This window comes from Halobacterium sp. R2-5 (assembly GCF_011734195.1).
GTDB lineage: Archaea > Halobacteriota > Halobacteria > Halobacteriales > Halobacteriaceae > Halobacterium.
Genome location: NZ_JAANTH010000002.1, coordinates 144,508 through 171,335, shown reverse-complemented (window position 1 = coordinate 171,335; position 26,828 = coordinate 144,508). Strand labels below are relative to the sequence as shown.

General features: G+C 69.7%; 29 protein-coding genes and 1 pseudogene. 10 read left to right on the top strand and 20 right to left on the bottom strand.

From position 1 onward, the window contains the following. Positions 1-90: 90 nt before the first annotated feature. Genes G9C83_RS09415 through nucS form a run of 3 tightly spaced genes read left to right on the top strand, consistent with a single transcriptional unit; the run spans position 91 to position 2,806 of the window. Positions 91-1,374, top strand: coding sequence for a tRNA pseudouridine(54/55) synthase Pus10 (locus tag G9C83_RS09415; protein WP_167245887.1), 1,284 nt, complete (start codon positions 91-93; stop codon positions 1,372-1,374). Next, entirely contained in the window at positions 1,371-2,006 is a 636-nt protein-coding gene (gene rnhB / locus G9C83_RS09410) for a ribonuclease HII (RefSeq protein WP_167245886.1), read from the top strand. Before G9C83_RS09415 ends, rnhB begins: the two co-directional genes overlap by 4 nt. Positions 2,007-2,053: 47 nt before the next feature. Next, positions 2,054-2,806, top strand: a complete 753-nt coding sequence (gene nucS / locus G9C83_RS09405) for an endonuclease NucS (protein WP_167245885.1) — start codon at positions 2,054-2,056, stop codon at positions 2,804-2,806. A 93-nt stretch (positions 2,807-2,899) separates the two neighbouring features. Here the strand turns inward: nucS and G9C83_RS16275 are convergent, their stop codons facing one another. From G9C83_RS16275 to G9C83_RS09385, 4 genes are all read right to left on the bottom strand, one after another. Continuing rightward, positions 2,900-3,289, bottom strand: coding sequence for a methylated-DNA--[protein]-cysteine S-methyltransferase (locus G9C83_RS16275; protein ID WP_167245884.1), 390 nt, complete (start codon positions 3,287-3,289; stop codon positions 2,900-2,902). A gap of 159 nt (positions 3,290-3,448) precedes the next feature. After that, entirely contained in the window at positions 3,449-4,987 is a 1,539-nt protein-coding gene (locus tag G9C83_RS09395; RefSeq protein WP_167245883.1) for a preprotein translocase subunit SecD, read from the bottom strand. After that, positions 4,984-5,844, bottom strand: a complete 861-nt coding sequence (gene secF / locus G9C83_RS09390) for a protein translocase subunit SecF (protein WP_167245882.1) — start codon at positions 5,842-5,844, stop codon at positions 4,984-4,986. Before secF ends, G9C83_RS09395 begins: the two co-directional genes overlap by 4 nt. 54 nt (positions 5,845-5,898) lie before the next feature. Then, positions 5,899-6,501, bottom strand: a complete 603-nt coding sequence (locus tag G9C83_RS09385; protein ID WP_208288681.1) for a metal-dependent hydrolase — start codon at positions 6,499-6,501, stop codon at positions 5,899-5,901. Between the two features lie 92 nt (positions 6,502-6,593). Between G9C83_RS09385 and G9C83_RS09380 the strand changes: the two genes are divergently transcribed. Next, positions 6,594-6,899, top strand: a complete 306-nt coding sequence (locus tag G9C83_RS09380) for a hypothetical protein (RefSeq protein WP_167245881.1) — start codon at positions 6,594-6,596, stop codon at positions 6,897-6,899. Here the strand turns inward: G9C83_RS09380 and G9C83_RS09375 are convergent. After that, the gene (locus tag G9C83_RS09375) at positions 6,896-7,363 is read right to left on the bottom strand and encodes a DUF5812 family protein (protein ID WP_167245880.1); all 468 of its coding nucleotides are present in this window, start codon (positions 7,361-7,363) and stop codon (positions 6,896-6,898) included. The genes G9C83_RS09380 and G9C83_RS09375 overlap by 4 nt on opposite strands. A gap of 8 nt (positions 7,364-7,371) precedes the next feature. Continuing rightward, the gene (locus G9C83_RS09370; RefSeq protein ID WP_167245879.1) at positions 7,372-7,938 is read right to left on the bottom strand and encodes a hypothetical protein; all 567 of its coding nucleotides are present in this window, start codon (positions 7,936-7,938) and stop codon (positions 7,372-7,374) included. 88 nt (positions 7,939-8,026) lie between these two features. On the opposite strand from G9C83_RS09370, the gene G9C83_RS09365 reads away from it, so the two are divergent. The 3 genes from G9C83_RS09365 to G9C83_RS09355 are packed head-to-tail and all read left to right on the top strand — an operon-like array spanning position 8,027 to position 10,609. Then, positions 8,027-9,304, top strand: a complete 1,278-nt coding sequence (locus G9C83_RS09365) for a glucose-6-phosphate isomerase (protein WP_167245878.1) — start codon at positions 8,027-8,029, stop codon at positions 9,302-9,304. Between the two features lie 45 nt (positions 9,305-9,349). Further along, entirely contained in the window at positions 9,350-10,384 is a 1,035-nt protein-coding gene (locus G9C83_RS09360) for a type II CAAX endopeptidase family protein (RefSeq protein WP_167245877.1), read from the top strand. A 60-nt stretch (positions 10,385-10,444) separates the two neighbouring features. Then, positions 10,445-10,609 carry a CopG family transcriptional regulator gene (locus G9C83_RS09355; protein ID WP_167245876.1) on the top strand — a complete coding sequence of 55 codons (165 nt, stop codon included), beginning with the start codon at positions 10,445-10,447 and terminating at the stop codon, positions 10,607-10,609. On the opposite strand, the gene G9C83_RS09350 is transcribed toward G9C83_RS09355, so the two are convergent. Beyond that, entirely contained in the window at positions 10,606-11,064 is a 459-nt protein-coding gene (locus tag G9C83_RS09350; RefSeq protein WP_167245875.1) for an NOB1 family endonuclease, read from the bottom strand. The two genes, G9C83_RS09355 and G9C83_RS09350, sit on opposite strands and share 4 nt — an antisense overlap. Beyond that, positions 11,064-11,306 carry a PRC-barrel domain-containing protein gene (locus tag G9C83_RS09345; RefSeq protein WP_167245874.1) on the bottom strand — a complete coding sequence of 81 codons (243 nt, stop codon included), beginning with the start codon at positions 11,304-11,306 and terminating at the stop codon, positions 11,064-11,066. Before G9C83_RS09345 ends, G9C83_RS09350 begins: the two co-directional genes overlap by 1 nt. A gap of 137 nt (positions 11,307-11,443) precedes the next feature. Here G9C83_RS09345 and infB point away from each other — a divergent pair, with 137 nt between their 5' ends. After that, positions 11,444-13,246: a translation initiation factor IF-2 gene (gene infB, locus G9C83_RS09340; protein WP_167245873.1), complete on the top strand. Its 1,803-nt coding sequence runs from the start codon at positions 11,444-11,446 to the stop codon at positions 13,244-13,246. Positions 13,247-13,300: 54 nt separating this feature from the next. Here the strand turns inward: infB and G9C83_RS09335 are convergent, their stop codons facing one another. The 9 genes and pseudogenes from G9C83_RS09335 to pepF all read right to left on the bottom strand — a co-directional run bounded on the left by G9C83_RS09335 (position 13,301) and on the right by pepF (position 21,921). Continuing rightward, positions 13,301-13,672 carry a DUF5811 family protein gene (locus G9C83_RS09335; RefSeq protein ID WP_167245872.1) on the bottom strand — a complete coding sequence of 124 codons (372 nt, stop codon included), beginning with the start codon at positions 13,670-13,672 and terminating at the stop codon, positions 13,301-13,303. 70 nt (positions 13,673-13,742) lie between these two features. Next, positions 13,743-14,585 carry a phosphatase PAP2 family protein gene (locus tag G9C83_RS09330; protein WP_167245871.1) on the bottom strand — a complete coding sequence of 281 codons (843 nt, stop codon included), beginning with the start codon at positions 14,583-14,585 and terminating at the stop codon, positions 13,743-13,745. A 1-nt stretch (position 14,586) separates the two neighbouring features. Further along, a complete protein-coding gene (locus G9C83_RS09325) occupies positions 14,587-16,302 on the bottom strand; it encodes an ABC transporter substrate-binding protein (RefSeq protein ID WP_167245870.1) in 1,716 nt (571 codons plus the stop codon). Between the two features lie 181 nt (positions 16,303-16,483). Further along, the gene (locus G9C83_RS09320) at positions 16,484-16,957 is read right to left on the bottom strand and encodes a pyruvoyl-dependent arginine decarboxylase (protein WP_167245869.1); all 474 of its coding nucleotides are present in this window, start codon (positions 16,955-16,957) and stop codon (positions 16,484-16,486) included. Between the two features lie 48 nt (positions 16,958-17,005). Beyond that, positions 17,006-18,238, bottom strand: coding sequence for a proteasome-activating nucleotidase (locus tag G9C83_RS09315; protein ID WP_167245868.1), 1,233 nt, complete (start codon positions 18,236-18,238; stop codon positions 17,006-17,008). Positions 18,239-18,348: 110 nt separating this feature from the next. Further along, positions 18,349-18,585, bottom strand: a pseudogene (locus G9C83_RS09310) (M3 family metallopeptidase); the annotation flags it as partial. Positions 18,586-18,631: 46 nt separating this feature from the next. Then, positions 18,632-19,906 carry an RNA-guided endonuclease TnpB family protein gene (locus G9C83_RS09305; RefSeq protein WP_167245867.1) on the bottom strand — a complete coding sequence of 425 codons (1,275 nt, stop codon included), beginning with the start codon at positions 19,904-19,906 and terminating at the stop codon, positions 18,632-18,634. Continuing rightward, on the bottom strand, positions 19,903-20,040 hold the full coding sequence (locus G9C83_RS09300; protein ID WP_082678834.1) for a plasmid partition protein ParG: 138 nt from the start codon (positions 20,038-20,040) through the stop codon (positions 19,903-19,905). The genes G9C83_RS09305 and G9C83_RS09300 overlap by 4 nt, the downstream gene beginning before the upstream one ends. 84 nt (positions 20,041-20,124) lie before the next feature. Then, positions 20,125-21,921, bottom strand: a complete 1,797-nt coding sequence (gene pepF, locus G9C83_RS09295; RefSeq protein ID WP_167245866.1) for an oligoendopeptidase F — start codon at positions 21,919-21,921, stop codon at positions 20,125-20,127. Between the two features lie 116 nt (positions 21,922-22,037). Between pepF and G9C83_RS09290 the strand changes: the two genes are divergently transcribed. Beyond that, on the top strand, positions 22,038-23,363 hold the full coding sequence (locus G9C83_RS09290; protein WP_167245865.1) for a M28 family metallopeptidase: 1,326 nt from the start codon (positions 22,038-22,040) through the stop codon (positions 23,361-23,363). Here the strand turns inward: G9C83_RS09290 and truA are convergent. Both truA and hisS read right to left on the bottom strand, forming a co-directional pair. After that, complete coding sequence (truA, locus tag G9C83_RS09285; RefSeq protein WP_167245864.1) at positions 23,360-24,259, bottom strand: tRNA pseudouridine(38-40) synthase TruA; 900 nt, start codon at positions 24,257-24,259, stop codon at positions 23,360-23,362. The genes G9C83_RS09290 and truA overlap by 4 nt on opposite strands. Before the next feature lie 3 nt (positions 24,260-24,262). Further along, entirely contained in the window at positions 24,263-25,561 is a 1,299-nt protein-coding gene (gene hisS / locus G9C83_RS09280) for a histidine--tRNA ligase (RefSeq protein WP_167245863.1), read from the bottom strand. A 104-nt stretch (positions 25,562-25,665) separates the two neighbouring features. Here hisS and G9C83_RS09275 point away from each other — a divergent pair, with 104 nt between their 5' ends. After that, positions 25,666-25,872 (top strand): hypothetical protein, encoded by a 207-nt coding sequence (locus G9C83_RS09275; RefSeq protein WP_167245862.1) that lies wholly within the window; start codon positions 25,666-25,668, stop codon positions 25,870-25,872. A 21-nt stretch (positions 25,873-25,893) separates the two neighbouring features. On the opposite strand, the gene G9C83_RS09270 is transcribed toward G9C83_RS09275, so the two are convergent. Next, complete coding sequence (locus G9C83_RS09270) at positions 25,894-26,769, bottom strand: DMT family transporter (protein WP_167245861.1); 876 nt, start codon at positions 26,767-26,769, stop codon at positions 25,894-25,896. Positions 26,770-26,828 lie beyond the last annotated feature (59 nt).

Below are 26,828 nucleotides of genomic sequence, written 5' to 3'. Positions count from 1 at the left end.
GGCCAACCACATGAATTGGGGGCACGCCCGGTTCGTGACGCCCACCCGAGGACCGAAGCATACGTACCACGGGCACGCGAGAACACGCACATGACCATCGTAGAGGACGCGCGGCGGGTGCTCGCCGAGGACCCGATCTGCGACGCGTGCGTAGGCCGGTGTTTCGCGGACCGGAGTTTCGGGTTGACGAACGCCGAGCGGGGGCGAGCGCTCCGAACCACGGTCGCCCTCGAGGACGACGAACCCTACGAGGCGGTCGACGCCTCGGAGTGCTGGGTCTGCGAGGGCGCGTCGGGGCGCTTCGACGAGTTCGCGGCTCTCGTCGTCGATGCGCTCGACGACCAGCGCTTCGACACGTACCAGGTGGGGACGCGGGCGCCGCCGCTCGTGGAAGAGAACGAGACGATGCTGCGGGATCTGGCGGACCTCGACGAGGACGCGGGCGAGCTGTTCAAGTCCGAGTGCAACCGCGAGGTCGGCAAGCGCGTCGGCCGGGAGACGGGCGCGGACGTGGACTTCGAGCGCCCGGACGTGCTCGCGGTGCTGGACGTCGAGGACGAGTCCGTGGACGTGACGGTGAACTCGGCGTTCGTCTACGGGCGGTACCGCAAGCTCGAGCGCGGGATTCCGCAGACGAAGTGGCCCTGCAGTGACTGCAACGGCACGGGGACGATGGTGGACTCGCCGTGCCCGCACTGCGACGGCACGGGCTTCCTCTACCCGGAGAGCGTCGAGCAGTTGACCGCGCCGCCCGTCGTGGACGCGATGGACGGCGAGGCGGCGTCGTTCCACGGCGCGGGCCGCGAGGACATCGACGCGCTGATGCTGGGGACGGGCCGGCCGTTCGTCGTCGAGGTCGAGAGCCCGCAGGAGCGCCACCCCGACCCGGACGCGCTGGAAGACGCCATCAACGAGTACGCGGAGGGGAAAGTCGAGGTCGAGGGGCTGCGGCTGGCGACCTACGAGATGGTCGCGCGCGTGAAGGAACTGGACGCGCGGAAGCGCTACCGCGCGCAGGTGGAGTTCGGCGACCCGATCTCGGAGGACGCGTTCGCGGACGCGCTCGCGGAGCTCGACGGCGCGACGATTCAGCAGGAGACGCCCCAGCGCGTGAAACACCGGCGCGCGGAGAAGGTCCGGGAGCGCGACGTCTACGACATCGAGGGCGAGCTCACGGACGACACGCACGCGGTCGTGGAGGTGGAGGGCGAGGGCGGCCTCTACATCAAGGAGCTGGTCTCCAGCGACGAGGAGCGCACGGAGCCGAGCCTCGCGGGCCTGCTCGGCGTCGACGCGACGGTGACCGCGCTGGACGTGGTGACCGTCGAGGGCGAACGCGACGAGTTCGAGGACGCGGAGTACTTCCGCGAATGAGGCGGTTCGGCGTCGACGAGGCCGGGAAGGGGCCCGTGCTGGGGTCGATGTTCGCGGCGGCGGTCGTCGGCGACCCCGGCGACCTCCCCGAGGGCGTCGCGGACTCGAAGCGGCTCTCGCCGGCGCGCCGCGAAGCTCTCGACGAGCGAATCCGGGACGCCTGCGCGGTCGGCGTCGCCGAGATCCCCGTCGAGCGCATCGACGACCCGGAGACGGACATGAACGCGCTCACGGTCGAAGCGCAGGCGAACGCGCTCGCGGACGTCGCCGAGGACGGCCTCGCGGGCTACGTTGACGCGGGCGACGTGGACGAGGCGCGGTTCGGCCGGCGAGTCGCCAAGGGCGTGCCCGCCGAGGTGGACGTGACCGCCGAACACGGCGCGGACGACGAGTACGCGCTCGTGGCTGCGGCGAGCATTCTCGCGAAGGTCGCCAGGGACGGACACGTCGCCGACCTCTCGGCGGAGTACGGCGACGTGGGGTCGGGCTACCCGAGTGACCCGACGACGCGGGAGTTCCTCGAAGCGTACGTCGGCGAGCACGGGGAGCTGCCCGACTGTGCGCGGGCTTCGTGGCAGACGAGCGAGGACGCGCTCGCGGCGGCCGAGCAGGCCGGCCTCTCGGAGTTCTAGTTCCAATCCACAGCTTTATCGGTGACTCGCGGCAACCGCGGGCAACGATGGTCGTCGAGCGCGCGGACGCGCCCGACCCCGGGGAGCTCGTCGCCGCGGCGAAGGCGGCGTTCCGGGACGGCGCGGTGCTGTCCGTACAGGCGAACTGCGAGGTGGAGTACGAGGGCCGCACCAGCGGCTACCTCGGCGAGGGCGACCGGCTGCTCGTCGCGAAGCCGGACGGGACGTTCCTCGTCCACCAGCCGACCGGCCACAAGCCGGTCAACTGGATGCCCGGTGGCGGCACCGTCGAAGCGCGCGAGAGCGACGGCGACGCCGTGCTGCTCGCGCGCCGCAGCAACCCCAGCGAGCGCGTCGAAGCCCGCATCCTCGAAGCGTACGGCGTCACGCGCTTCGAGGCCGAGGACGGCGCGACCTACGAGGAGTCCGGCACCGAGGCCGAGATGCACGAGTACATCCAGAACAACCCCGACTCGCTGGAAGACGACCTGCGCATCGTCGAGCACGAGCGCGAGACGAAGTACGGGTTCGTCGACTTCTACGCGGTGGACGAGGACGGGACGCCCGTGGTCGTCGAGGTCAAGCGCATCCAGGCGACGCTCAACCACTTCGACCAGCTCAAGCGCTACGTCGAGCTCTACGACGAGTCGAACGAGAACGTCCGGGGGATGCTGGTCGCGCCGTCCGCCTCCGAGCGCGTGCGGCGCGCGCTCCGGGACAACGGGCTCGAGTTCGTGGAGCTCGCGGAGTTCGGACTCGACGCGAAGGGCGCGACGGAAGCGAAGCTCACCGACTTCTAGGGCCGGGAGCCACCCGGGTTCGGCCGAGTGGACGTGTTCCGCGAGCGAGCGTGCTGCAGGCGCCGGTACCTCCGTCGGGAACCCGGCGCAGACTCAGACGGTCGCGCCCTCGCGTTCGAGCAGCGCGCGCTTGGCGTCGCGGCCGCCCAGCGCGGAGTAGCCGCCGAGACCGTCCGCGGCGACGACGCGGTGACACGGCACGACGACTGGCACCGGGTTCTTCCCGCAGACGCTGCCGACGGCGACGGCCGCCGAGTCGACGCTCGCGGCGACCTCGCCGTACGTCCGGGTCTCGCCCGGCGGAATCGAGCACATCGCCGCCATCACCTCTCCGAGGAACCCCTCCGGGTAGCTGACGTCGAGGTCGAATCGGTCCCGCTCGCCGGCTTCGTACGCCCGCAGTTGCTCGCGGACGGTCGCCTCGCTGGCGTCCACGTAGTCGAGGTCGACGTCGAAGTCGTGGCCGCAGACTGTGACTCGCACGGGCGAGTGGACACGGGCCCGGGAGATGAATGTATGTGTCGAGCGCGCGGCAGCCGGCGGTACCGGGAAACGACACCCCCGTTGGCGGCGGCGCCCGGAGGAGTGCTCGCGGAACGCGAAGAATAGCGGCAGCCGACGAGACGGCCGTCCGGTCGTCCGTCAGTGCTCGCCGGTGACGAGGCGGCGGAGGATGTCACCGTACGCCGGCCGCGTGACGAGCACACCGATGAGCACGCCGAGGATGGTGATGATGGCGAACCCGCGGAGGTCGCCGAGGCTGAGCACGGCCAGCGGGCTCATCGCGATGATGGTGGTGACCGCGGCCGCGCCGATGACCCACAGCGCCTTCCTGAAGCGGCTCTGGAACACGCGCTGGGAGTCGATCTCCTTGGTCATCACCTCGTCGGCGATGATGACGAGGTCGTCCACCCCCGTCCCGATGACCGCGATGAACCCGGCGATGTGCGAGAGGTCCAGCGCCAGCCCGGTCGCGGCGGCGAACCCGAGCAGGATGACCACCTCGGAGAGCGCCGTGAACACCATCGGCACCGCGACCCGGGGGTCGCCGTACCGGGCGAACACTACGAGCGCCATCGCGATGGCGGCGGCGACGCCGGTCACCAGCGACAGCGGCTTGTACCGCTCCGCGAAGCTCGGAGAGACGTAGTAGGAGTCCTGGAAGCGCAGGTCCGTCGGGAGCGCGCCGGCCTGGAGGTTCACGCGGAGTTCGCGGGCCTCCTCCATGGAGTTGGCCGTGATGACGAACCGCGGGTCCTGCACGAACTCGCCGTTCTCGAAGCTCTGGGCGAGGTTCGCGCGGACGCCGGCGTCGTAGACGACCTCGCCGTCGAGGACTGTGAGCAGGCAGTAGCCGCCGTCCGGGTACTGGCAGTTACTCATCCCCTGGTTGGACGTGAAGCCGTACTCCCGCATGTCCGCGGCGAACTCCTCGGCGGTGTCCTGCGTGAGCGACACCGGGACCGACGGCCGCCCGTCGATGACCTGCGCGGTGCTGACGTCGCTGCGCTGGAGCTGGGAGTGCGTGAGCACCGTCGCGTTCGTCTGGCTGCCGTTCTCCGGGTAGTAGGCCAGCATCTCGACCTCGCCGCGTCCCTGGATGAGCGACCGCACCTGGGAGGCGTTCTGTCCGGGGACTTCGACGACGATGTAGTTCCCCCCGGACTGCGTCTGCGTGGAGTAGACCGAGGCCCCGGAGAACCCGGTCGCGTCGATCTTCGTGGAGATGGTGTCGACGATCTCGGTCCGCGTCGCGGACGTGACGCCCTCGGAGACCGAGTCGTAGCCGTACCCGAGGTCGTCGAGAGCCGTTCTGACCTCGTCGGTCGTGTTGTCCGCGTACACTTCCACGACGTCCGAGCTGTCGGGCGACGGGCGGTCGCGGGCGGTCACGCTCCCGGGTTCGACCGAGAGCGCGTTCGCGACGTCGGCCTCGAGGGCGTCGCGCGCAGTCTCGTTCGCCGGGACGTCGACGCCGGTCGCGGTGACGCCGGTCGCGGTCGCCCGCAGCCGCACGCCGCCGGAGAGTTCGAGGCCGTACTGGAGGTTCGTCGGCCGGGACGCGACCTCCTCGTCGGGGCTGCCCGACGCGCCGATACCCGGCGCGAACAGCGCGACCGAGGAGCCCAGCAGCAACACGACGAGGAACGTGACTCGCCAGTTCTCGCGGAGCCAGCTCATCGCGCCACCCCCTCGAACTTGTACCAGCGAAGCAGTGTGACGTTCAGCATGTACGTGTTCACGAGGTCAGTCGTCAGGCCGAACACCAGCACCAGGCCGATGTCCGTGAGCAGTTCGATGCCGAAGACGTAGGAGACGACGGTCATCACGATCATCGTGACGATGGAGGTCACGGTCATCGTGACACCCGTCCGCATCGCGCGGTGGACGCTCTCCCAGAAGCTCCCCGAGCGCCGGAGTACGTGGTTGTTCAGGAGGATGTCGGAGTCGACGCTGTAACCGATGAGCATCAGGAGCGCGGCGACGGTCCCCAGCGAGAGCTCGATGCCGAAGAGGTTCATCAGCGCGACGGGGACGACGATGTCGCTGAACGCCGACAGCACGACGGCGATGGAGGGGACGAACGTCCGGAACAGGAGGAAGACGACGACGCTCATGCCGGCGAACGCGATGCCGACACCCATCAGCGCGAGCTGCTGGGTGCCCGCCCCGAACGTCGCGGAGGTGCTCTGTGACTGGACCACCTCGAAGCCGGCGTCGTTGGCCTGTCCGACGAGGTCCTGTTCGGCCTCGGACTGGAACGTGATGAGGTACCGCGAGCCGTCGGTCCCGATGGAGCGGACGGAGTCGTGGGGCTGGTCGAACGCGGCCGTGATCTCGGACTGGGGTGCGTTCGATTCGACGACGAGCTCGGTACCCCCGGTGAACTCGATACCGGGGTCGGCTGGCCATCCCGTGAGAGCGAACGACGCGCCCACGACAGTGAGCGCAATGACCAGCAGCGCCAGCGGCGGGGCGACGAGCTGCCGCATGGAGTACTGGCTGAGGTCGACCTCAGGGACCTCGAAACTGGGCATGCCTCCCGGTCGGAAGCGAGCGTGGATAAGGCTTCTTATACGCGCAGGGCCGGGCTACGGACCGAACCGTTCGGGGAGGTGCGGGTGGACGCCCTCCGGTAGCTGGGCGACCGCCCACGTGGCGACTGTGGGGACGTGCTTGCGGACGACGACCCAGCCCGCGGAGACCGCGAGCGTGACGGCGACGACCTGGTGGACCGTCGGCCCGAACGCGAGCGCGGCGGGCGTTCCGAACAGCGCGGCGAGCGCGAGGTCCTCGGGGGCGCCGTCGTAGCGGACGAGCCGGCGGGGCGGCACCCAGCGGCGGTGGTAGTGGCTGTACACCGCCCGTTCGCTGGTTCCCTCCCAGGGTTCGAGTTCGAGGCCGCCGCCGAGCGCGTCGCTGGCGGCGTGCAGCGCGGCGGCCGCGAGGAAGACGGCGACGCCGACGGTCCACGGGACGGGGAGAACGAACGCGACGACGCCCGCCACGGCCGCGGCAGCGGTGTAGTACACGGGAAAGTGGAGCGTGCGGCGGTGACCAGCGTAGATGTCGAGGTCGGGGAACACGCCGCCCGTGAGCCCCGCGGCGGCCGCGATCACGCCGTACTCGGGCGCCACGAGCGTCACGACTGCGGCGACCGCGAGCCCGACGAGCGCGTGCGTCGTGGCCATCATGTCTCTCTCAATACGCGACCGACCGGCTTCAACTCGTCGCCGTCGCGACACCCGCCGCAGCACGTAAATCCGTAGTACGCGTACACACACCCATGGCAAGCACTGTCACCGTCTCGTACCCGGCGGACGTCAGCGACTGGGGCCGCGACCAGCTGACGACCGACCACATGCGGTCGTACCTCGTGCGGACGAACGAGCGCGCCCGCGAGGGCGACACGTGGGAGGTGTTCCTCGACGTCGGCTGCTGCGGGGACAGCCCGGACGTCCCGCTGCGCGTCGAATCGGTCGAGGGCGACGACGCCGTCGGCGAGGACACGGACGTGGAGTTCGTCGAGCGGGAGGCCTGCGGCGTCGACGCCGGCTGGGAAGTCCAGAGCCAGGCCGGCCCGAAGAACTAGGGGAGGTAGCGGACGGTCACGAAGTCCTCGCCGGAGCGGACTTCGACGCGCTCGATGCCGATGCGGGCGGCGCGAGCGATGGTCTGGTCGTCCGCGAGCACGTCCTCGACAGTCTCCTCGACGCCGTCCTCGGGGACGCCGAGGACGTGGACTTCCCCGACGCCCGCGCGCTCGGTCGTCTCGAGGTCGCCGGGCGCGAGGTCGGCGGCGATCTCCTTGGACTGCGGCGTGGGCGTCTCGTCGCTCGCTTCGACCGGAATCTGCTTGCGTTCGACGACGTCGACGACGCTGTACGTCACGTTCACCGGCGGGTCGGGGGCGACGGTCGCTTCGAGGACGTCGCCCTCCGCGAGGCCGGGGTTCTCGGAGAGCGTGTGGACCTGCGCGTCCGTCACGTCCGAGAGCACCGCGGACTCGTCGTCCGCGCTGGTGACGAGGAACGTCGCGGTCTTCTCGTCGGTCATCGGCGGCGTTAGGCCGTCTCGCCGTTTCCGTGTTTCGACCCGAAGCGGCGGTGGGCGAGGTAGACAACGAGCGCGCCCGCGAGCACGAGCAGCGGCGACGCCGCGGAGGGGACCGCGTACAGGGCTTCGACGACGGGCGCGAAGACGCCGGACGGCTCGGGGCGCGTGACCGCCTCGCTCCCGGAGCCGAACTCCTCGGGCATCGACGCGACGAGCGCGAGGTAGACGGAGGCGACGAACAGGTAGCCCGAGGCGGCGAGCGCGGCGTCGTAGCGCTCGGCGACCCGGCGCTCGCGGCGGTGGCGGTGCGCGACGAACAGCACGGGCGCGACCAGCGGCACGAACACGAACAGCGCGAGGACGACGTAGAACGTCCGCGAGAGCGTCAGCGATCCGCCGCGCGCGCCCGCCGTGTTCCCGAGGAGCACGAGCAGGCCGCCCACCGCGAGCGCCACGACGAGCGCGCCGACGAGCGTGCTGACGACGACGTAGCTCCGGAAGAGCAGCGAGTCGGACTGCCGGAACGCGTACGGGTACGCCGTCAGCAGCCCGGAGTAGCTGTCGAACCGTCCCATTGGCGGAGAGTCGGCGCCCGCACAGCAAAAGCGCGGCGATGGCGCGAGGAGGCCAGCGCTTAAGCGGGCAGCCGTTCCGGTACTCCACATGCACGTAGACGTGGGCAACGCCCTCGCCGCGGAGGCGGCGCCGGGCGTCCCCGAGGACGCACTCGAACGGCTGGACGACCGCGTCAGGGCTGCACACGAGCGCATCGCCGCGGGGATGACCGACGAGGAGTTCGGGTACGCGGCGCTGAACCTCCCGCTGACCGCGGACGCGGACGCCATCGAGCGGGCGGTCGAGCCGTTCGCGGACAGCGACGTCTTGCTGAACGTCGGCATCGGCGGGAGTGCGCTCGGCGCGGCGACGCTCGTGGACGCCCTCGGCGGCGACCTGGAGGCGTACTTCCTCGACAACGTCGACCCCGAGCACGTCGACACGCTGCTCGACAGCGTCGACCTCTCGCGGACCGCCGTCCACGTGGTCTCGCGCTCGGGGACGACCGCGGAGACGCTCGCGAACTTCCTCGTCGTGCGCGACGCCATGGCGGACGCGGGCGTCGACTGGACCGAGCGCACGTTCGTCACGACCGGCCCCGAGGGGAACCTCCGGGACCTCGCCGAGGAGCACGACCTGCCCGCGCTCGACGCGCCCGAGGGCGTCCCCGGGCGGTTCTCCGCGCTCTCGACGGTGGGGCTGCCGGCCGCCGCGCTCGCCGGCCACGACGTCGACGCGATTCTCGACGGCGCGCGCGAGGGGCGGGACGCGCTCACGGGGTCGCTGTTCGACTGCCCGGCGTACGCGTACGGCGCGACCGCGTACGCGCTGGACCTGCGGGGCGCGGGCATCAACGCGATGATGCCGTACGCGGAGTCCCTGGAGACGTTCGCGGAGTGGTTCGCGCAGCTCTGGGCCGAAAGTTTAGGAAAGGACGGCCTCGGGCAGACGCCCGCGCGGGCGCTCGGCGCGACCGACCAGCACAGCCAGCTCCAGCTCTACCGCGCCGGCCCGCGGGACAAGCTCGTGACGCTCGTTCGAGCCCGCGGGCGCGACGACCGCGGGATTCCCGAGACTGACCTGGAGGGCCTGGACTACCTCGCGGGCGGCAGCCTCGGCGACCTGCTGGACGCGGAGTTCGAGGCGACGGAAGCGAGCCTCGCGGAGTCCGGCGTGCCGAACGTCCGCGTCGAGATTCCCCGGGTCGACGAGCCCTCGCTCGGCCGCTTGCTCTACGACATGGAGGCCGCCTGCATTCTCGCGGGCGAGCTCTACGGCGTGGAGACGTTCACCCAGCCCGCCGTCGAGTGGGGGAAGGAGGCCGCCCGCGCGCTCCTGTCGGGCGAGCGCGGGCTCCCCGAGAAGACCGAACTCGTCGTCGAGTAGGCCGGGAGCGGCACGCATTTGTCCGTGTGGTCCGCAGTCCGCGACGTGAACGACCGGTACGCGCAGACCGTCGGCTTCGTGCTCGCGGGCGTCGGGCTCGCCGCGACGTTCCTCGACTGGCCGGCCGACGCCGCGCTCGCGGCGCGTGCGGCGACCGCGTTCGCGGCGCTCGCGGCGGTCGCGTTCGGCGCGCGACGGCACGGCGTCGAGGCCCCCCGGCTGGACCTCGTTGCCGGGGCGGCCGGCGCCGCGCTCGCTATCGCCGCGGCGTTCGGCGTCGGCGCCGCGACCGCGGGGCTGCCGCCCGGCCCGTCAGTCGCGCTGCTCGCGGGGCTGGGCGTCGTCGGCACGGCAGTCGCGGCGACCGCCGGCCTGGAGAAGGCGGCGGTCCGCGCCCGCGAGCGGCGCTTCGTCGTCGCCGTCGTGGCGTCGCTGGCCGCGCTCGTGTTCGGGTCGCTGCTCGCGAGCGTGGCCGTCGGGCTCGCCCCCGCGGACCCGCTCGTCACCACCCCCGTCAACACCGCGGTCGCGAGCGTCGGGTACGGCCTCGCCGGCCTCGCGTTCGTCGCGTGGTACGACGGCAGCGTAGACGTCGGCCGGCCGTCCCGCCGCGACTGGCTCGTCGCTGGCGCCGGCGTCGTCGCAATCTTCGCGGTCCACTACGCGCTCGTCGGGCTCGTCAGGGTCTTCGACCTCCCGCAGACCAGCCACACGCTCGTCGAGACCGCGCGCCAGCACCCCGAAATTCTGCCGCCGCTCGTGCTCCTGTCGTACCTCGCGGTCGGTCCCGGCGAGGAACTGCTCGCGCGCAACGGCGTCCAGAAGTACCTCTACGGCGCGTACTCGCGGCGTAGCGCCGTCGTCGCGGGCTGTCTCGTGTTCACCGGCGCGCACGTGCTCGCGTACGCCGGCTCGGGCGCGACGCCGGGCGCGGTGCTCGTGACCCTCGGACGGCTGTTCGCCGTCTCGCTCGTACTCGGCGCGACCTACGAGCGCACCGACGACCTGTTCGCGCCCGTCGTCGTCCACGGCACGTACGACGCGGTGCAGTTCGCGCTGGCGTACGTGGCGTTCACCTGATATTTCCGTCTGACGCGGGGCTGACTAAGTATTACGGTCAAGGTCCTCGAATAGAAGCGTATGCCTCGGAAGTACTCCGTCGTGTGTGGGGACTCTCTCGCCAACGAGGTCGAGAACCTGGCGAGAGAGTACGGGCTCTCCGAGCAGGAGGTGCTCCGGCAGCTCATCGAGAACGGCCTCGAAGCCGTCGACGACAGCGCGGAGGTCCCCGAGGGCAGCGACTAGCGGGGGCGCTTCCGGGAGAGGTCGCTCCCGCAGACCGGACAGCGCTCCCTGGACTCCTCGAACTCCCGACCGCAGCCCTGGCACTGGAAGTTCCAGTCGCGGCGCTCGCTGATGCCGGCCTGCTCGATGACGTCGACGCCGACGCCCAGCTCGTCGGCCGCGTTCTGGACCGCGTAGTCGTCCGTGACGACCGTGCCGTCGAGCTCGTACGCGGCCGCCAGCAGCCGGAGGTCGGTCTCGGAGAGCACGTCGAGGTCGCCGGTCGTGCGCGCGGCCTCGCGAGCGGACGCGAGCGCCGCCTCCCCCGGCACCTGGACCTGCATGCCGCCGCCCGCGAGCGCGTCGTAGCGGTACGCCGCGGCGTCCTCCAGTTCCTCCCGAACGGCGGGAATCGACGCCGTCTCGCCCTCGGGATCGTAGTCGTGAATGAACGCGGAGGCGTCTAAGACCTGCACTATCGCTGGACGACGATGTAGTCCTTGACCGCCTGCACGCGCCCGACGGGGACGCGGTAGTGGCCCTCGTCGTCCGAGGGGAAGTCGACGTTCACGGGGGAGTCCTCGTGGGGCTCCACGAGCAGGTCTTCGAGCTTCCCGCTCTTGAGGTCCATCGTGATGTTGTACAGCATTCCGAGCTCCGTGCCGTCCGAACCCATCACGGCCTTCCCGGAGAGGTTCTCGGCGAGGATGTCGGCCATACCCGGGAGTCTGGCGTGGAATCCCCATAAACCCCGCGGGGTCGTCGGACGCGCGACACACGCGGGCCGTTACGATGGAATTATACGCCACCGTCCGTTCTATTCGGTCAACAACCGTTCTCTCGGAGGATTCTACTATGTCCGACGCAGACACCACCGAAGAACCCGGGGAGCTGCGGACGCCCATCGTCGCGGTCCTCGGCCACGTCGACCACGGGAAGACCAGCTTGCTCGACAAGATTCGCGGCTCCGCCGTCATCGAGGGGGAAGCCGGCGCCATCACCCAGCACATCGGCGCGACAGCCGTGCCGCTGGACGTCGTCAGCGAGGTGGCGGGCAGCCTCGTCGACCCCACGGAGTTCGACCTGCCGGGGCTGCTGTTCATCGACACGCCCGGCCACCACTCGTTCTCGACGCTGCGCTCGCGGGGCGGCGCGCTCGCGGACATCGCCATCCTCGTCGTGGACGTCAACGACGGCTTCCAGCCCCAGACCGAGGAGGCCATCCGCATCCTCAAGGACACGGGGACGCCGTTCGTCGTCGCCGCGAACAAGATCGACACCATCCCCGGCTGGAACCCGACGGCGGACGCGCCCGTCCAGCAGACCTACGAGAGCCAGTCCGACCGCGTCACCAGCCAGCTCGACGAGAAGCTCTACGAGCTCATCGGCGAGCTCTCGGACGCGGGGTTCTCCTCGGACCTCTACTGGCGCGTCCAGAACTTCCAGGCGAACATCGGCGTCGTCCCGGTGTCCGCGGAGACCGGCGAGGGCATCCCGGACCTCCTGACGGTGCTGATGGGGCTCGCCCAGCGGTACATGAAAGACGAGATGGAGGTCGACATCGACGGCCCCGGCGCCGGCACCGTCCTCGAGGTCGTCGAGGAGCGCGGGTTCGGGACGACCCTGGACGTGATTCTGTACGACGGCACCATCGAGCAGGGCGACGAAATCGTCGTCGGCGGCACCAACGACACCATCGTCACCGAGGTGCGCGCGCTCCTGAAGCCGCGCGAGCTCGCCGAAATCCGTACGGAGAACCGCTTCGAGGACATCGAGTCGATGGAGGCCGCGGCCGGCCTGAAAATCGCCGCGCCCGACCTCGACGACGCGATGGCGGGCGCGCCCGTCCGCGTAGTCGGCGACCGCGAGGTCGACGAGGTAATCGCGGAAGTCCAGGCCGAACTCGAGGAGGTCGCGGTCGAGACCGCCGAGGAGGGCGTCGTCGTGAAGGCGGACACGCTCGGCAGCCTCGAAGCGCTCGCGAACGCCATGGAGGAAGCCGAGATTCCCGTGATGTCCGCGGAGGTCGGCGACATCGCACCCCGGGACGTGGCGATGGCGACCACGGCGGACGACGACAAACACCGCACTATCCTCGGATTCAACGTGGACGTGCTCGCGGACGCCGAGCGCAAGGCCGAGGACGAGGACGTCCGCATCTTCGACAGCGACGTCATCTACCAGCTCGTCGAGAACTACGAGGAGTTCGTCGAGGAGCGCGAGCGCGCCCAGCAGGAGGCCATCTTCGAGAACATCGTGCGGCCCGCTCGCTTCCGCATCCTCAAGGACCACGTGTTCCGCCAGAGCGACCCCGCGGTCGTCGGCGTCGAGGTCGTCTCGGGGACCCTGAAGCGCAACACGCCGGTCGGCTACATGGAGGGCAACGAACTCCAGCGCGTCGGCGTCGTGAAGGGCATCCAGGAGCAGGGCGAGGACGTCGACGAGGTGCGCGCGGGCAACCGCGTCAGCGTCTCCATCGACGGCCCGACAGTCGGCCGGGACATCGATGAGGGCGACGAGCTCTGGGTGGACCTCCCGGAGAAGCACGCGAAGGTCCTCGAACAGGAGCTCACCGACGAGATTCCCGCCGACGAGCGCGAGGCGCTGAAGGCGTACCTCGAAACCCAGCGTAAGCGCGACCCCTTCTGGGGGAAGTAGCGGCCGAGCGGCTGTCGGCTGTTCTGCGGCGGCCGGAGACAGAGAGAGAACCGATTACCGCGCGGTCTGCGGGACGTCGTCGCCGAGCGCGTGCTTCACCTGGAGGGCGGCGCTGGCGGCGAGGCCGCGGGCGACCTCCTCGCGGTCGTCGTCCGGGATGAGGTCGTCGTCGGCGACGCCGTCGAACTCGGGCGTGAAGCCGGCGCTGACGGGGTTGCCGGCGGGCGGGCGGACGGCGACGGTGACCTGGACGCCGTTGTTTCCGGTGCTGATCTCCGAGCCGACGACGTACTCGTCGGGGAGGAAGTCCCGCGTGCGAGCGGTAATCTGGGAGATGCTGTTCTGGAGCGCCCGGCGCTGGGTCCCCGTGAGTTCGGGTTCGGGCTCCGACGGCTCGGCACCACTGTACGGCGTGTTCCCGTGCATTGAGACACAGTAGGGCACCTCCACGTAAAGGCCTTTTAGTTTGGGAGAGATTCGCACGGCCCCGAGCGGGTCAGCGCCGCGACGGGAGGTCCGCGAGCCACAGCGGCAGCGACCGCCAGCAGCCGTAGCGGTCGACGACCCGGATCGCGCCCCAGTAGGAGACGCCGGCGAGCGCGAACCCGCCGACGACGTCGGTCACCCAGTGGATGCCGAGGTACATCGTCGCGACGGCGACGCTGCCCGCGATCAGCGTTGCGACCACCAGCCAGCCGGGGTACTCGCTGCGAGTGCGCCACGCGAACAGCGCCACGGTCACGGACAGCGACGTGTGCAGCGACGGGAAGACGTTCGTCGGGAGGTTCACTTCCGCGGTGAGGTGCTGGGCGGTCGGGTACGTCGTGAACAGCAGCGAGTCCGCGAGCCCCGGGATGACGTTGCGCGGGCCGTAGGAGACGAACAGCACGTAACACACCAGCCCGAGGCCGTAGTTCAGCCCGTACGCCGCGAGCAGCCCCGCGAGGCGTTCGCTGTCGTCCAGCGAGAAGTACGCGAGCACCGGGAAGACGAGCAGGAAGACGTAGCCGTAGAGGTAGACGAACACGAAGTACTCGGTGACGAGCGGCGTCGCCAGCGTCTGGATGGTCGCGATGGCCGACCCCTCCAGCGAGTAGATGACGCCGCTGACGTTCCACTGGAGGTACCACGACAGCTCCGGGCCGATGGTGAGCGCGAGCCGGCGCATCCCGAGCACGACGAGCAACGGCAACACGTAGGGAGTTACGGCGACGAACCGGCGCCTGGCGTCGCCGAGCGCCCCGACGAACCGCCGCGGCCCGATGGAGATGGCGATCCCCAGCGCGAGCATCGCGAGCACGTGCGCCACCAGCACCAGAATCGTCTCTAGGAGGACCATGTTAGCGGTAGAGGTTCCCGTCGTCGTCGTACGTGTAGCCCGCCTCGCGGAACAGCTCGCGGGCGCGCTCGACGTCGAGTTCGCCGCCCGAGCCGGGGAACGGCCCGAGGGAGTGGTCGTCCTCGTCTATGCTCTCGACGTCCCACTGCGCTACGACCGGCATGTCGGTCGCGGTCGCGAACCCCTCGAACACCGACGACGCGGCGTGCTCGCGGTCGTGGAGCCGGGACAGCACCGTCCGGAAGTGGAAGTCCGACAGCGGCGCACGGCGGGTGTTGTAGCCGACGATGCAGAGCTCCGTCGAGGGTGCCGTCACGGACTCGACGCCCTCGGCGTCGGCGACGCCGTCGAAGGCGTGCAGCGGGAACTGGTGGAGCGACGTGTCCAGCCGCCCGGCTTCGAGCGCCTCGATGGCGTCCTCTCCCGACGGCGCGTAGCGGGCGACGATTCCCTCCGTTTCGAGCGCGGGCGCGTACCGCGCGAGGTTGACCGCGTCGACGTCCGTGAGGAAGTGGTCCTCGTACGGCGTCAGCGTCACTGACTCGCGCTCGACCGCGCTCTCGAACGCGAGCGGACCGCTGCCGACGGGCTGGCGGTTCTCCCAGACGAGCGCACGCGTCACGCGGTCGTCGACGAGCTCGGACTTGTCGCGCCACTCGGAGGCCGGGAGAATTGGCAGCGAGAGCACGCGCTCGGCGGAGCCCTCGTCGAGCCCGCGCTTCAGAGAGAGCCGGACTGTGTCCCGGTTGAGCTCGGTCGCGGACGCGACCAGCGACGTGCGGCCGCGGAACCGCGTCGCCGGCACCGGGGAGGACGCCTCCCCCATCGACGTGTCCGAGAGGAACTCCATCGTGAACGCGACGTCCGTCGCTGTCACGGGGGTGCCGTCGTGGAACCGCTGGTCCGAACGGAGGGTCACGAGGAGGTCGTCGCCGTCGAACCGCCAGGACTCGGCGGCCCACGGGAGCAGCGACTCGCCGTCCCACGCGGGACGGGCGAGCGGGTCGTACAGCAGCCCGAGGAGCTGGCGGTTCCACCGGAACTCGCCCGCGATGGGGTTGCGGTTCTCTGTCAGCGCCGCGGAGAAGATGCCCGCACGCAGCGGCCGGTCGAGGTCGGCGGCCGCGAGCTGGCCGAGGACCGCGAGCGGGCGCTCGGTCGTCGTCCCCGCCTCGGCGGGCCGGTCGGCGCGGCGCGCGGTGAGGAACTCGGGCGCGGCGACCACGGTGAACGGCACGCGTTGTGCGTACGCGTCGAGGACGTCGCCGAGCTCGTTCTCGGAGTCGCCCGCGCGCAACGCCTCCAGTGTCTGGTCGAGCTCCGGGCTGGCGACGCCGAACGGGTTCTGCCAGCCCGATTCCGGCGCGAACGACGAGTGCAACAGCGGGTAGAGCGCGTCCGGGTGGCCGAGGTGGGGGTGGCGGCCGACGAACACGTCGAAGTCGTGGTTGATGAGCGCGTCGAGGTAGAGCTGGGACTGGGCCTTCGGCGCGAAGGTCGCGTCCACGCCCACGGCGCTCAGCCGGTCGGTGAGCTGGCGGCCGAGCGTGGTGGCCGCACGGTCGTCGTCCGCGGGCGGCGCGCTCACCGTCAGCGAAACGCGCTCGCCGGGGCTGTACCGGTCGCTGTACCGGGTGCCGCTGCAGCCGGCGAGCGTCGCGGCGGTCGCGGTGGCGGCGGCGAGAAACGACCGCCGGGAGTGGAGTGTCGAGGTCATGGGGCGGACGGCCACGGTAGCGTGGCGGCGGAGACCGGCGTGAGCGCGGGCAGCGCGACCCGCTCGCGGGCCGGCAGCGAGCGCGGGGCGCGGCCGCCGACGGTGGGGCAGTTCGTCGCTGTTCTAGTCGTAACTGTAGGCCGTGACACGTATTATGTGTTCGGGAACGCCGCGCGCGGACTCAGAGTATCGGCTCGCTGTCGCCGTACGCCGCGAGCACGACCGCGGCCGCGTACTCGCCGGCGTCGGCCTCCGCGGTCGCCGAGCGCACTGTCGGTTCGTCGAACGTCCAGTCCCGGAGGTCCATACCCGCGTCGATGCCGGCGCGCACGCGCGCCTCGACGTCGTCGGCGTCGGTCTCGTCGGCGGCCTCGTAGAACAGGCCGGGTCCGTCCTCGCTTTCGGCCCACCCGAGCGCGGCGCTGACGTGGCGCGGCCCGGCGGCGTCGGTGCGCGCCTCCACGACGGTCAGTCGATTCCCGACGGGACCGAGGTCCGGCGCGGTCCCGACCGCCTCGACGTCGGCGTCCGCGGGAATCACCGAGGACACCGCGACGAGGTTGTAGTTGTGGACGCCGGCGTCGGCGAGCGCGGCGTCGTAGGCCGCCATCTCTGTCGGTGCCGTGCCCGTCCCCCAGACGACTCTGATAGTCACGCGTGAGGTTCGGGCCCGGGGACACAAGAGCGTTCCAGTCCGGGACGGCTACCGGATGTAGCTCGGGTAGCTCGGCCCGAAGTCGTCCTCGCCCTCGGCGACGAGCTTCTCGTAGGCGGCGTCGAAGTCATCGCGGCGGACCTCGTCGCGGTCGTCGCGGATCGCGAACATCCCCGCCTCGGTGGCGAGGCTCGCGAGCTGCGCGCCCGAGAAGCCGTCCGTCTGGCGGGCGAGGTCCGCGAACTCCACGTCGTCGGCGACGTTCATGTCGCCCGCGTGGATCTCGAGGATGCGTTCGCGGGCCTCCTCGGTCGGGTTCGGCACCTCGATGAGGCGATCGAAGCGGCCGGGGCGGAGAATCGCGGAGTCGAGCATGTCGAAGCGGTTCGTCGCCGCGATGATGCGGACGTCGCCGCGCTCGTCGAAGCCGTCCATCTCGCTGAGCAGCTGCATCATCGTCCGCTGGACCTCGGCGTCGCCGGACGTCTTCGAGTCCGTGCGCTTGGCGGCGACGGCGTCGATCTCGTCGATGAAGATGATGGCGGGCTCCTTCTGGTCGGCGAGCTCGAAGAGGTCGCGGACCAGCCGCGAGCCCTCCCCGATGAACTTCCGGACGAGCTCGCTGCCGGCCATCTTGATGAACGTCGCGTCCGTCTGGTTCGCGACGGCCTTCGCGAGCATCGTCTTCCCGGTCCCCGGCGGGCCGTGCAGGAGCACGCCGCTCGGCGGCTCCACGCCGACCTTCTCGAACTTCTCGGGGTTGACGAGCGGGTCCTCGACGGCCTCCCGGACCTCCCGGAGCTGCTCGTCGAGACCGCCGATGTCGTCGTACTCGACGGTCGGCGACTCGTCGACTTCCATCGCCTGCGCGCGGGCGTCCGTCTCGTCGTCGAGGACGCGCTGCACGCTGAACGAGTCGTTGATGGCGACGCGGTCCCCGACCTCGAGCTCGTCGGCGAGCCGCGGGGACAGCTCGGTGAGGACTTCCTGGTTGTTGCCGTGCTGCTTGATGACGGCGCTGCCGTCCTCCGGCAGGTCTTCGACCGTCGCGAGGTACAGCGACGCGGTCTTCAGCGTCTCGTTCTCGCGCTGCAGGCGGTCGACCTCCTCGCGGAGCTCTTCGCGACGCGACTCGACGTCCTCGAGCTGGGCCTGGAGCTGCTCGTGAACGTCGAGAATCTCCCCGTAGTGGTCCTGGAGTGCGTCGAGGTGTTCCTCCGGCGACGACTCGGGGTCGATGTCGAGCGTCGGCCGGTCAGGTAGTGAAGGACTACGAGACATTCGTTGCCCGTTCTAAGGGACGCGCGTAGAAGTTCCTTTGGGTAGGCGGAACGCCTACCGGCGTTCGCGCGTCTGACGGTAGTGGCCGCGAGCGGGCGGCTCTCGTGGGTTCAGAACAGCTGTTCGGCCTGTTCGAGGCGCTCGTCGTAGACGTCGAGCGCGCGCTCGATGGGCTCGCTCGTGGACATGTCGACGCCGGCGGCCCGCAGCAGCTCCAGCGGGTACTCGCTGGAGCCGCGCTCGAGGAAGTCCAGATAGCGGTCCGCGGCGGGCTGGCCCTCCTCGAGGATGTCCTGGACGAGCGCGACGGCCGCCGAGATGCCCGTGGCGTACTGGAAGACGTAGAAGTTGTAGTGAACCGCCTCTGGGGTCAAGTCCCGAGGCTTCCCGTGGTTAGTCGGACACTCCCGCGACACCATCGGCAAGGTGGCCTGTAGCGGTGTCGTGGGTCACGGTCGGGGCGTCCACGGCCCCCGATGCCTGCCGTCGCACCTTCCTGACTTGGGGAAGGTTGTTGAGAGCAGGCACATTCCAATCGAGTTTCTTGCTGCCTTTGACGGCGATGTTGATGCTTGCACCACGGTCGCTGTGGTCTTGATGTTCACAGTCTCGACACTTGAACCGCTTCTTATTGCGGTTCGCGCGCTCCGTATGCCCGCAGAGCGGACACCGTTGGCTCGTGTACTCGGGATTAATCCACGTAGTTGGAATCTCCTCAAAGGCCGCCTTGTACGACGTGTAGTGTTGGAGGGTGCGGAAGGGGAGGTGGTGCAAGCGTCGGTTCATCCGCGTGCCGTAGTCGATACTGTCGCGTATCTCTTTGAGGTCTTCAAAGACGATACATGGCTTCTCGAACTGACGGCTCCACTCCACGATGTGTCGAGACACCTTGTGGAGTCTATCACAGACAAACCGTTCCTCACGCCCTTCCAGCGTATCGTGCATACTCGGCTTCTCCGCGTTCTGCACGCGCTTGCGCATCGTGAAGTAGCGGTGGCGCTCGAATTTGATCTCGGGGAAGTCGATAACCAACGTATCCTCAACCCCATCCGCAGAGAGTGCGGTCAGAGCCACGTTGTCCTCGTTCACGTCCACACCAACGACTGTTCGTGAATCCTGCTTGTTCCGAACAGTCTGCTCGGTGTTGGTGACGTTGACGTGCAACTCGGCGGTGTTGTCGTGGAACAAGGCTTCCGCCGTCCCAATCGTCCACTCGTCACTTTCGAGGGCGGTCTTGAGAATGTTGAGATGGGCGTCATTCCCTTTGAGAACGCCCGTGACGTGTTTGTACGGCTTCGCGCTGATACGGAACGTCACGTCACCGTCGTCGGTGAGGGATAGATTGTAGCCTTCTTCGTAGTTGGCTCGAAGCGGGTACACGCCGTCCTTGGTGTGGCTCGGCTGGCCGAAGTCGTCGTACTCGTAGTAGTTCTCCATCGCCCCGAGTGCTTTGGCGACGACGCGCTGTGTCGTGTTCTTCACGAGGTTCGCGTCATCGGCCACACGGTCGGAAATCGTGTCCCAATCCACGCCGTCTTTGGCGAGGCGGATGGTTTCGTTGTACACCGAGCGCGCTTCAAGCGTGGCGCCACGGAGCAGGCTCTCGTTGTCATTCTGGATATCGAGTTGGAAGTCCAGCGTCTTAACGAGGGCCTGTGAGCCGGTCATTCTTCGGGTTCGTTCAGCCAATCGGTGACAAGTCCGCGCACTACGTCGGACTTGGTTTTCTCGGCGTCGATGCACTGCTTTGAGAACTCCTTGTACACGTCATCCTCGAAGTCCACTGTCAATCGCTTCGTCATCTCACATAGCTTACTTAGATACTGAAGTACTTAATATTTGTTTGGCAGAGAGATAGATGATAGAAGGTCAAATCACAGGTATCGCTATTCCAGCAGTTCGGCCGCCTCATCAAGGTGTTCTTCGTAAACATCGAGAGCGGTCTCGATGAACTTGGAGTTAGTTACGTCGACTCCGGCGTGGTCGAGGATATCGATGGGGTACTCACTGCCGCCCAGTTGCAGAGCCTCACGGTACTGGGTCGCAGCTTCATTACCACCTTCATTTAGGATGCGGTCAGCAATTGCAACGGCAGAGCTTATTCCAGTCGCATATTGGTAAACATAAAAATTATAGTAGAAGTGCGGGATGCGCATCCACTCGCGGCGGATGTGGTCGTCGACGACGGCGTTCGCGTAGTAGGCCTCCTTGCGCTCGCCGTACACCTCGTCGACGCGGTCCGGGGTGAGTGCCTCGCCGTCCTCCGCCAGCGAGTGCAGGCGGTGCTCGACGTCCGCGAACAGCGTCTGGCGGTACAGCGTCGAGCGGAAGCGCTCGAGGTACTCGTTGAGGATGTGGCGCCGGAAGTGGTCGTCCTCGACCGTGTCCAGCAGGTGGTTGACGAGCAGCGCCTCGTTGACCGTGGAGGCGACCTCCGCCACGAAGATCTCGTACTGCGAGTAGACGTACGGCTGCTGTTCGCTGGTGTACTGGCTGTGGAGACTGTGCCCGAGCTCGTGGGCCAGCGTGAACATCGAGGAGATGTCGTCCTGGTAGTTCATCAGGATGAACGGCTGGGTGTCGTACGTCCCCCCGGAGTACGCGCCCGAGCGCTTCCCGCGGTTCTCGTAGACGTCCACCCACCGGGATTCGAGGCCGTCGGCGACCCGGTTCTGGTAGTCGTCGCCGAGCGGCGCGACCGCCTCCACGACGTGCTCTTTGGCCTCCTCGTAGGAGACTTCGGGGCTCTCGGAGTCAACGATGGGCATGTAGAGGTCCCACATCTGGAAGTCGTCGACGCCGAGCGCCTTGCGCTTGAGGTCGACGTGGCGGTGGAGCTTGTCGAGGTTGTCGTCGACCGTATCGACGAGGTTGTCGTACACCTCCGTCGGGATGTTCGCGCCGTCGAGGGCGGCCGCGCGGGCGGTGTCGTAGTTCCGCGCGTCCGCGAGCTTGACGTCCTTCTTGACCTGATTCTTCATCGTCGCGCCGATGGTGTTCCGGACGTCGCCGATGGTCTCGTAGAAGGACTCGTGGACGGTCTGGCGGAACTCGCGGTCGGGCTCTTTGAGGAGCTTCGTGAAGTTCGCCTGCGAGATCTCCACGGGCTCGCCGTCGGGGTCCTCGACCGTCGGGAACTCCAGGTCCGCATCCGTCAGCATGTTGTACGCGTCGCTGGGCGCGCCGAGCACCTCGCCGAGGTCGCTCAGCAGCTCCTCGACCTCCGCCGAGCGCGTGTGCGGCTTCATGCGGAGCACGTCGTCGAAGTAGTGCTCGTAGGTCTCTAGCTCGGGTTCGTCCTCGACGAGGGCCTGGAGCTCCTCGCGGGTGCAGTCCTGGAGCTCTGGGTCGAAGAAGGAGCTCGCGCTGGAGACGTCCGCCATCAGGCTGGACGCCCGTGCGCGGAGCGCCTGGTACTGCTGGTCGCGGGTGTCCTCGTCCGAGCGCATCCGCGCGTACGCGGACACCTGCTCGGCCTCGCGGTGGATCTCGTCGCGCAGACGGAGGGCTTCGAGGAGGGTCTCGCCGGACTCCGCGAGCCGGCCCTCGTAGGCCTCGAGCTCGTCGAGCTTCGCGGCGACGTCCTCGTAGGCGGCCTCCCAGTCGTCGTCGGTCGCGTAGATGCTCTCGAGGTCCCACGTGTGCTCCTCGGAGAGCTCGCTGCGTTCGGGAACGCTGCTCATGCACGGGCGTTCGGGGCAGACCGGTTAAACGTTGGTGAACGGCGGCGGGCTTGCCGGCGCTCGCGCGCGAAACTGCGGGGCTGCGTTTTTCGTGGCGGGCGCGCGAACGGACACGTATGACCGAGGACACGCGCGTCGACGCGGCGCTCGGCCGGGCGTGGCGCGACGACGTTCCGTGGCAGGTGTTGACCGCGCTGACGGAGCTCGACGACCGGCTCGCGGGCCACGAGGGCGAGGCGCGCGCCGCCGAACTCGCGGGCCGCGCGTTCGCGGACGCCGGCGCCCGCGACGCGACCGTCGAGACGTTCGACCTCCCGGTGTGGACGCGCGGGGACTGCGCGCTCGCGGTCACCGACCCCGTCGAGCGCGACTTCCCGGCGTTCGCGCTCCCGTACTCGCCCGCCGGCGACGTCGCGGACGCGTCGCTCGTCGACGTCGGGCACGGTACGGAGGACGACTTTCAGGATGCCGACGTGGAGGGCGCGGTCGTGCTCGCGTCCACGGACAGCCCGGCGGACGGGCGGCTCGTCCACCGCATGGAGAAGTACGGCTACGCCGTCGGCGGCGGCGCCGCGGGGTTCGTCTTCTACAACCACAAGGACGGCCAGCTCCCACCGACGGGCGCGCTCCGGTTCGGCCGCGAGGGCGAGATTCCCGCGGCTGGCGTCTCCAAGGAGACGGGCGCGTGGCTCCGCGAGTACGCCGACCGGGACGGCCGCGTCGGCTTCTCTGTCGACGCCAGCACGGATTCGGGAACGGGGAAGAACGTCCACGCCGTCCTCGGCCCGGACACCGACGAGGAAGTCCTCGCGCTCGCGCACCACGACGCCCACGACGTCGCGGAGGGCGCACTCGACAACGGCTGCGGTGTCGCGACGCTCGTCGCCGCCGCCCGCGTGCTCGCCGACCTCGACCTCGACTGCAAGGTCCGCGTCGCGACCGTCGGCGCCGAAGAGGTTGGGCTGCTCGGCTCCGCCGCGCTCGCCGACCGCGTCGATTCGAAATCGGTGCGCGCGGTCGTGAACGTCGACGGCGCGGGCCGCTACCGGACGCTGCGCGCGTTCACGCACGGCACGGACGCCTTCGCGGACGTGCTCGACGGCGTCAGCGAGCGCGCGAACCGCCCCATCGAAGTCGAGCCGACACTCCACCCGTACAGCGACCACTGGCCCTTCCTCCGGCGCGGCGTCCCCGCGGTCCAACTGCACAGCGTCACGCCCGAGCGCGGCCGCGGCTGGGGGCACACGCCCGCCGACACCCGGGACAAGGCCGACTCGCGGAACCTCCGGGAGCACGGCGCGCTCGCCGCGCTGCTCGTCCGGGAACTCACGAGCCGCGACGTTCCACGCCCCGAGGACGGCCGTCTGCGCGAGACGCTCGCCGGCGCCGGGATGCGCCCGGGCATGGAGGCCGCGGGCGTCTGGCCCGCCGACTGGGATTAAACTGAATCGGCGACGTGCCCGGCGACGCGAGCGAGCGCGCGTCGCTCCTCGCGCAGTTCCCTGAACGTCTCCCGGACGGCGGCCGCGGCGCGCGCCTCGCGCTCGAAGTCGAGGCCGTAGTCCACGTCGTGGAGCACGAGCGGCCCCGCCGGCGCGGGCGGGACGCCCTCCGGGCCGTCGACGCGCTCGTCGCCGAGCACGCGGTCGATGCGCTCGAAGTCCGCGCCCGCTGCGACCGCCTGCACGAGCGAGACGACGCGCCGCACGAGTTCCCGGCAGAACCCGCTCGCGCGCAGCGTCACGACGAGGAAGTCGTTCTCCCGAGAGACGCCGCCCGAGAGTTCGCGGACCGTGTTCTCGTCGTCGGGCGTGAGGTTGTGGAAGTCGCGCTCGCCGAGCAGGCGGCCGAGCGCTCCGGCTGCTCGCTGGTCGTCCACTCCTTCCGCGTGGCTCGCGGCTCCGCCAGAAGAGCGCTGCTCTTCCGAGCCCCCGGGCGTTTCACTCCCGGAGACGCCGCTCGCTCGTTCCGCGCCCTCGCTGCGCTCGGGCGCGTGCCAGAAGTACCGGTACGCCCGCCAGTTCGCGTCGTGGGTCGCGTGGAAGTCAGAGGGAGCGTCGGCGTGCGCCCACGCGTGAATCAGGTCGGGGAGTTCGCCGTTCAGCGCGGACGGCGTCAGCCACTCGGGGGCGTCGAGCGCGATGGTCTGCGCGCGCGCCGACACGCCCGCATCGGTGCGGCCGGCGGCCGCGTAGCCCGGCGGTTTCTCGCCCTCGAAGACGTCGAGCCGGCGGAGCGCGCCGAACAGCTCGCCCTCGACGGTGGTGACCTCGGGCTGGCGCTGGAAGCCGTAGTACGGCCGGCCGTCGTACGCGACGCGGAACGCACGGCGGGGCATTCGCTACTCGAAGTCGGCCAAGGTGGGGCGCTCGCGGTCGCCGGGGAAATCCTCGAACGGCGCGGTGGTCTGGTCGCCGCTCTCCATGTCCTTGACGGTGACCTCGCCGTTCGCGAGGTCCTGCTCGCCGACGATGACGACCGTCTCCGCGCCGATCGAGTCGGCGTAGTTCATCTGCGCGCCGAAGCTCCGGTCGGCGACGTCGCTCTCGACGACGTGGCCGCGCTCGCGGAGGTCGCCGGCGACGCGGGCGGCCTCCTCCTCCGTGTCGCCGACCTGGAGGACGTAGTAGTCCGTCGAGAGGTCGCCCTCGGGGCGGACGCCAGCGCGCTCCAGCAGGAGGTTCAGTGGGGCGTGGCCGGGCGCGACGCCGACCGCGGGCGTCGGCTGGCCGCCGAACTCCTCGATGAGGTCGTCGTAGCGGCCACCGCCGAACACCGAGCGCCCGATGTCGCCGGTGGCGTCGAAGCACTCGAAGACGACGCCCGTGTAGTAGTCGAGCCCCCGTGCCGTCGTCAGGGAGATGTCGCAGTACTGCCGGACGCCCAGATTCTCGGCGGCGTCGAGGACCGCGCGGAGGTTCTCCACGGCGTCGGCGACCCGGTCGGTGCCAGCGAACTCGGTGAGCGCGTCGAGGTCGTCGCCCGCGAGCAGGTCGTCGAAGCGCTCGGCCTGGTCGTAGGAGAGCCCGGCCTCCGCGAGGCCGTCGAGGTACTCCGCGCGCTCGATCTTCTCGCGCTTGTCCACGACGCGGATGGCCGCCTCGGTGTCCACGTCGGCGTCGAAAGCGTTCAGGAGGCCGCCGAGGATGTCGCGGTGGGAGACGCGGAACTCGAAGTCGTCGCCGGTCAGCCCGAGGCTCGTCAGACCGTCGGCGGCGACGGCAAGCACCTCGGCGTCCGCGCGCGGGTCGCTCGACCCGAAGATGTCGACGTTCGTCTGGTAGAACTCCCGGAAGCGCCCCTGCTGGGGCTCCTCGTACCGCCAGAACGCGCGCGTCGAGTACCACTTGATGGGCTTCGAGAGCTCCTGCTGTTTCGCGACGACCATGCGCGCGACCGTCGGCGTCAGCTCCGGCGTGAGCGCGACGTCCCGGCCGCCCTGGTCGGTAAAGGAGTAGAGCTCGTCGACGATCCCCTCGCCGGACTTGTCGACGTACATCTGGGTCGCCTCCAGCGCGGGCGTCCCGATCTCCCGGAAGCCGTGCCCGCGCGCCGCGTCCTCTAAGGCGTCCATCGCCTCGCGGCGCGGCCCCATCTCCTCGGGGTAGAAGTCCCGGAATCCCTTGAGTCGGTCGTACATGCACCGACGTTCGCCCGTGCCGCGCTTGAAAGCTTCCGTTCCCGGAAGCGGCGGCGAGTGCGTCGGCGCGAACTGTTTTGCCGCCGCGAGCCGACGCTGTCCGCATGACGACGACCGTCGAGACGCCGACGGAGGAGACGACCTGTGCGTACTGCGGGTCGCGCATCTTCGACCACGACCCCGTCTGCGTGCGCGACTGCACCGAAGACTGCGGGTCGCCGACGTACTTCTGTAACTACGCGTGCCTCTCAGCGCACGTCGACGAGCAGGACCTCGCGACCGGCGACGCCTGCGAGTGGTCGCCGGAGTGACGGCGGGTCGCGGGTAGCAACTCAGACCGCAATCAGGCCGACGCCGGCGACGGCGAGACACGCGGCGGCGAACCGGCGACGCAGCCCGGGTTCGCCGAGCAGCACGCAGCCCAGGAGGACGGCGACGATGGCCTGCGCGTTGACGAGCGTGGAGACGACGCTGGCCGAGGCGCTGGCGAACGCGAGCGCAGTGACGTGCTCGCCGACGGCGACGCCCGCGCCCGCGAGGACGAACTTCGGGAGGTGCGGGCGGACGCCGCCCGTCGGCCAGCGGCGCAGCGCGAGCGGCGCGACAGCGAGCGCGATGCCCGCGAGGAACGTCGGCACCCAGAGCCGCGTCGGGAACGTGTAGTCCCCGAGGACGAGCCGACGGCCGATGTCGCTGCCCGCGTACAGCATCGCGGACGCCAGCGCGAGCTGGGCGGGCCGCGCGTGGACGGCGCGTTGCAGCGGCGCGAGCAGGCTTCCGCCCTCGTAGTTCGCGAGGTAGACCGCGGTGGTGGCGACGGCGATGCCGGCCACGGCGGTCGGTTCGAGCGCCTCGTGCAGCGCGAACACCTCGATGGGGACGACGAACACGGGCACGATTTTCGCGATGGGCGCGACGTAGGAGACGTCGCCCACGGCGAGCGCGTACACGGACACGATGAACGCCGCGCCGCCCAGGACGACGGTTGCCGCGAAGACGCCGACGCCGGTCGCGTCCATCGGCGGGAACGCCGGGAAGCCGTCGGCACCCGTCGCGGCGGCGACCGGGAGGTACCACAGAATCGCCGCGCAGTTCACGAACAGCGTGAGGACGGCGGCGTGGACGCCGTCGAAGAAGCGCTTGAGCGCGAACAGCCACACCCCCCAGATGCCGGCCGCGGCGAGCGCGTAGACGAGCCCCGACTCCATTGCGCGAACCGAGCCGTCGCCGGGAGAAGAGTCAATCGATTCGCCGGACGGGCCAGCGG

Bases quoted from the DNA above. Each gene is read 5' to 3' on its own strand.
- G9C83_RS09415 (WP_167245887.1), top strand. From the start codon at position 91: ATGACCATCGTAGAGGACGCGCGGCGGGTGCTCGCCGAGGACCCGATC.
- rnhB (WP_167245886.1), top strand. From the start codon at position 1,371: ATGAGGCGGTTCGGCGTCGACGAGGCCGGGAAGGGGCCCGTGCTGGGG.
- nucS (WP_167245885.1), top strand. From the start codon at position 2,054: ATGGTCGTCGAGCGCGCGGACGCGCCCGACCCCGGGGAGCTCGTCGCC.
- G9C83_RS09395 (WP_167245883.1), bottom strand. From the start codon at position 4,987: ATGAGCTGGCTCCGCGAGAACTGGCGAGTCACGTTCCTCGTCGTGTTG.
- secF (WP_167245882.1), bottom strand. From the start codon at position 5,844: ATGCCCAGTTTCGAGGTCCCTGAGGTCGACCTCAGCCAGTACTCCATG.
- G9C83_RS09385 (WP_208288681.1), bottom strand. From the start codon at position 6,501: ATGATGGCCACGACGCACGCGCTCGTCGGGCTCGCGGTCGCCGCAGTC.
- G9C83_RS09380 (WP_167245881.1), top strand. From the start codon at position 6,594: ATGGCAAGCACTGTCACCGTCTCGTACCCGGCGGACGTCAGCGACTGG.
- G9C83_RS09375 (WP_167245880.1), bottom strand. From the start codon at position 7,363: ATGACCGACGAGAAGACCGCGACGTTCCTCGTCACCAGCGCGGACGAC.
- G9C83_RS09370 (WP_167245879.1), bottom strand. From the start codon at position 7,938: ATGGGACGGTTCGACAGCTACTCCGGGCTGCTGACGGCGTACCCGTAC.
- G9C83_RS09365 (WP_167245878.1), top strand. From the start codon at position 8,027: ATGCACGTAGACGTGGGCAACGCCCTCGCCGCGGAGGCGGCGCCGGGC.
- G9C83_RS09355 (WP_167245876.1), top strand. From the start codon at position 10,445: ATGCCTCGGAAGTACTCCGTCGTGTGTGGGGACTCTCTCGCCAACGAG.
- G9C83_RS09345 (WP_167245874.1), bottom strand. From the start codon at position 11,306: ATGGCCGACATCCTCGCCGAGAACCTCTCCGGGAAGGCCGTGATGGGT.
- infB (WP_167245873.1), top strand. From the start codon at position 11,444: ATGTCCGACGCAGACACCACCGAAGAACCCGGGGAGCTGCGGACGCCC.
- G9C83_RS09335 (WP_167245872.1), bottom strand. From the start codon at position 13,672: ATGCACGGGAACACGCCGTACAGTGGTGCCGAGCCGTCGGAGCCCGAA.
- G9C83_RS09330 (WP_167245871.1), bottom strand. From the start codon at position 14,585: ATGGTCCTCCTAGAGACGATTCTGGTGCTGGTGGCGCACGTGCTCGCG.
- G9C83_RS09325 (WP_167245870.1), bottom strand. From the start codon at position 16,302: ATGACCTCGACACTCCACTCCCGGCGGTCGTTTCTCGCCGCCGCCACC.
- G9C83_RS09315 (WP_167245868.1), bottom strand. From the start codon at position 18,238: ATGTCTCGTAGTCCTTCACTACCTGACCGGCCGACGCTCGACATCGAC.
- G9C83_RS09305 (WP_167245867.1), bottom strand. From the start codon at position 19,906: ATGACCGGCTCACAGGCCCTCGTTAAGACGCTGGACTTCCAACTCGAT.
- G9C83_RS09300 (WP_082678834.1), bottom strand. From the start codon at position 20,040: ATGACGAAGCGATTGACAGTGGACTTCGAGGATGACGTGTACAAGGAG.
- pepF (WP_167245866.1), bottom strand. From the start codon at position 21,921: ATGAGCAGCGTTCCCGAACGCAGCGAGCTCTCCGAGGAGCACACGTGG.
- G9C83_RS09290 (WP_167245865.1), top strand. From the start codon at position 22,038: ATGACCGAGGACACGCGCGTCGACGCGGCGCTCGGCCGGGCGTGGCGC.
- truA (WP_167245864.1), bottom strand. From the start codon at position 24,259: ATGCCCCGCCGTGCGTTCCGCGTCGCGTACGACGGCCGGCCGTACTAC.
- hisS (WP_167245863.1), bottom strand. From the start codon at position 25,561: ATGTACGACCGACTCAAGGGATTCCGGGACTTCTACCCCGAGGAGATG.
- G9C83_RS09275 (WP_167245862.1), top strand. From the start codon at position 25,666: ATGACGACGACCGTCGAGACGCCGACGGAGGAGACGACCTGTGCGTAC.
- G9C83_RS09270 (WP_167245861.1), bottom strand. From the start codon at position 26,769: ATGGAGTCGGGGCTCGTCTACGCGCTCGCCGCGGCCGGCATCTGGGGG.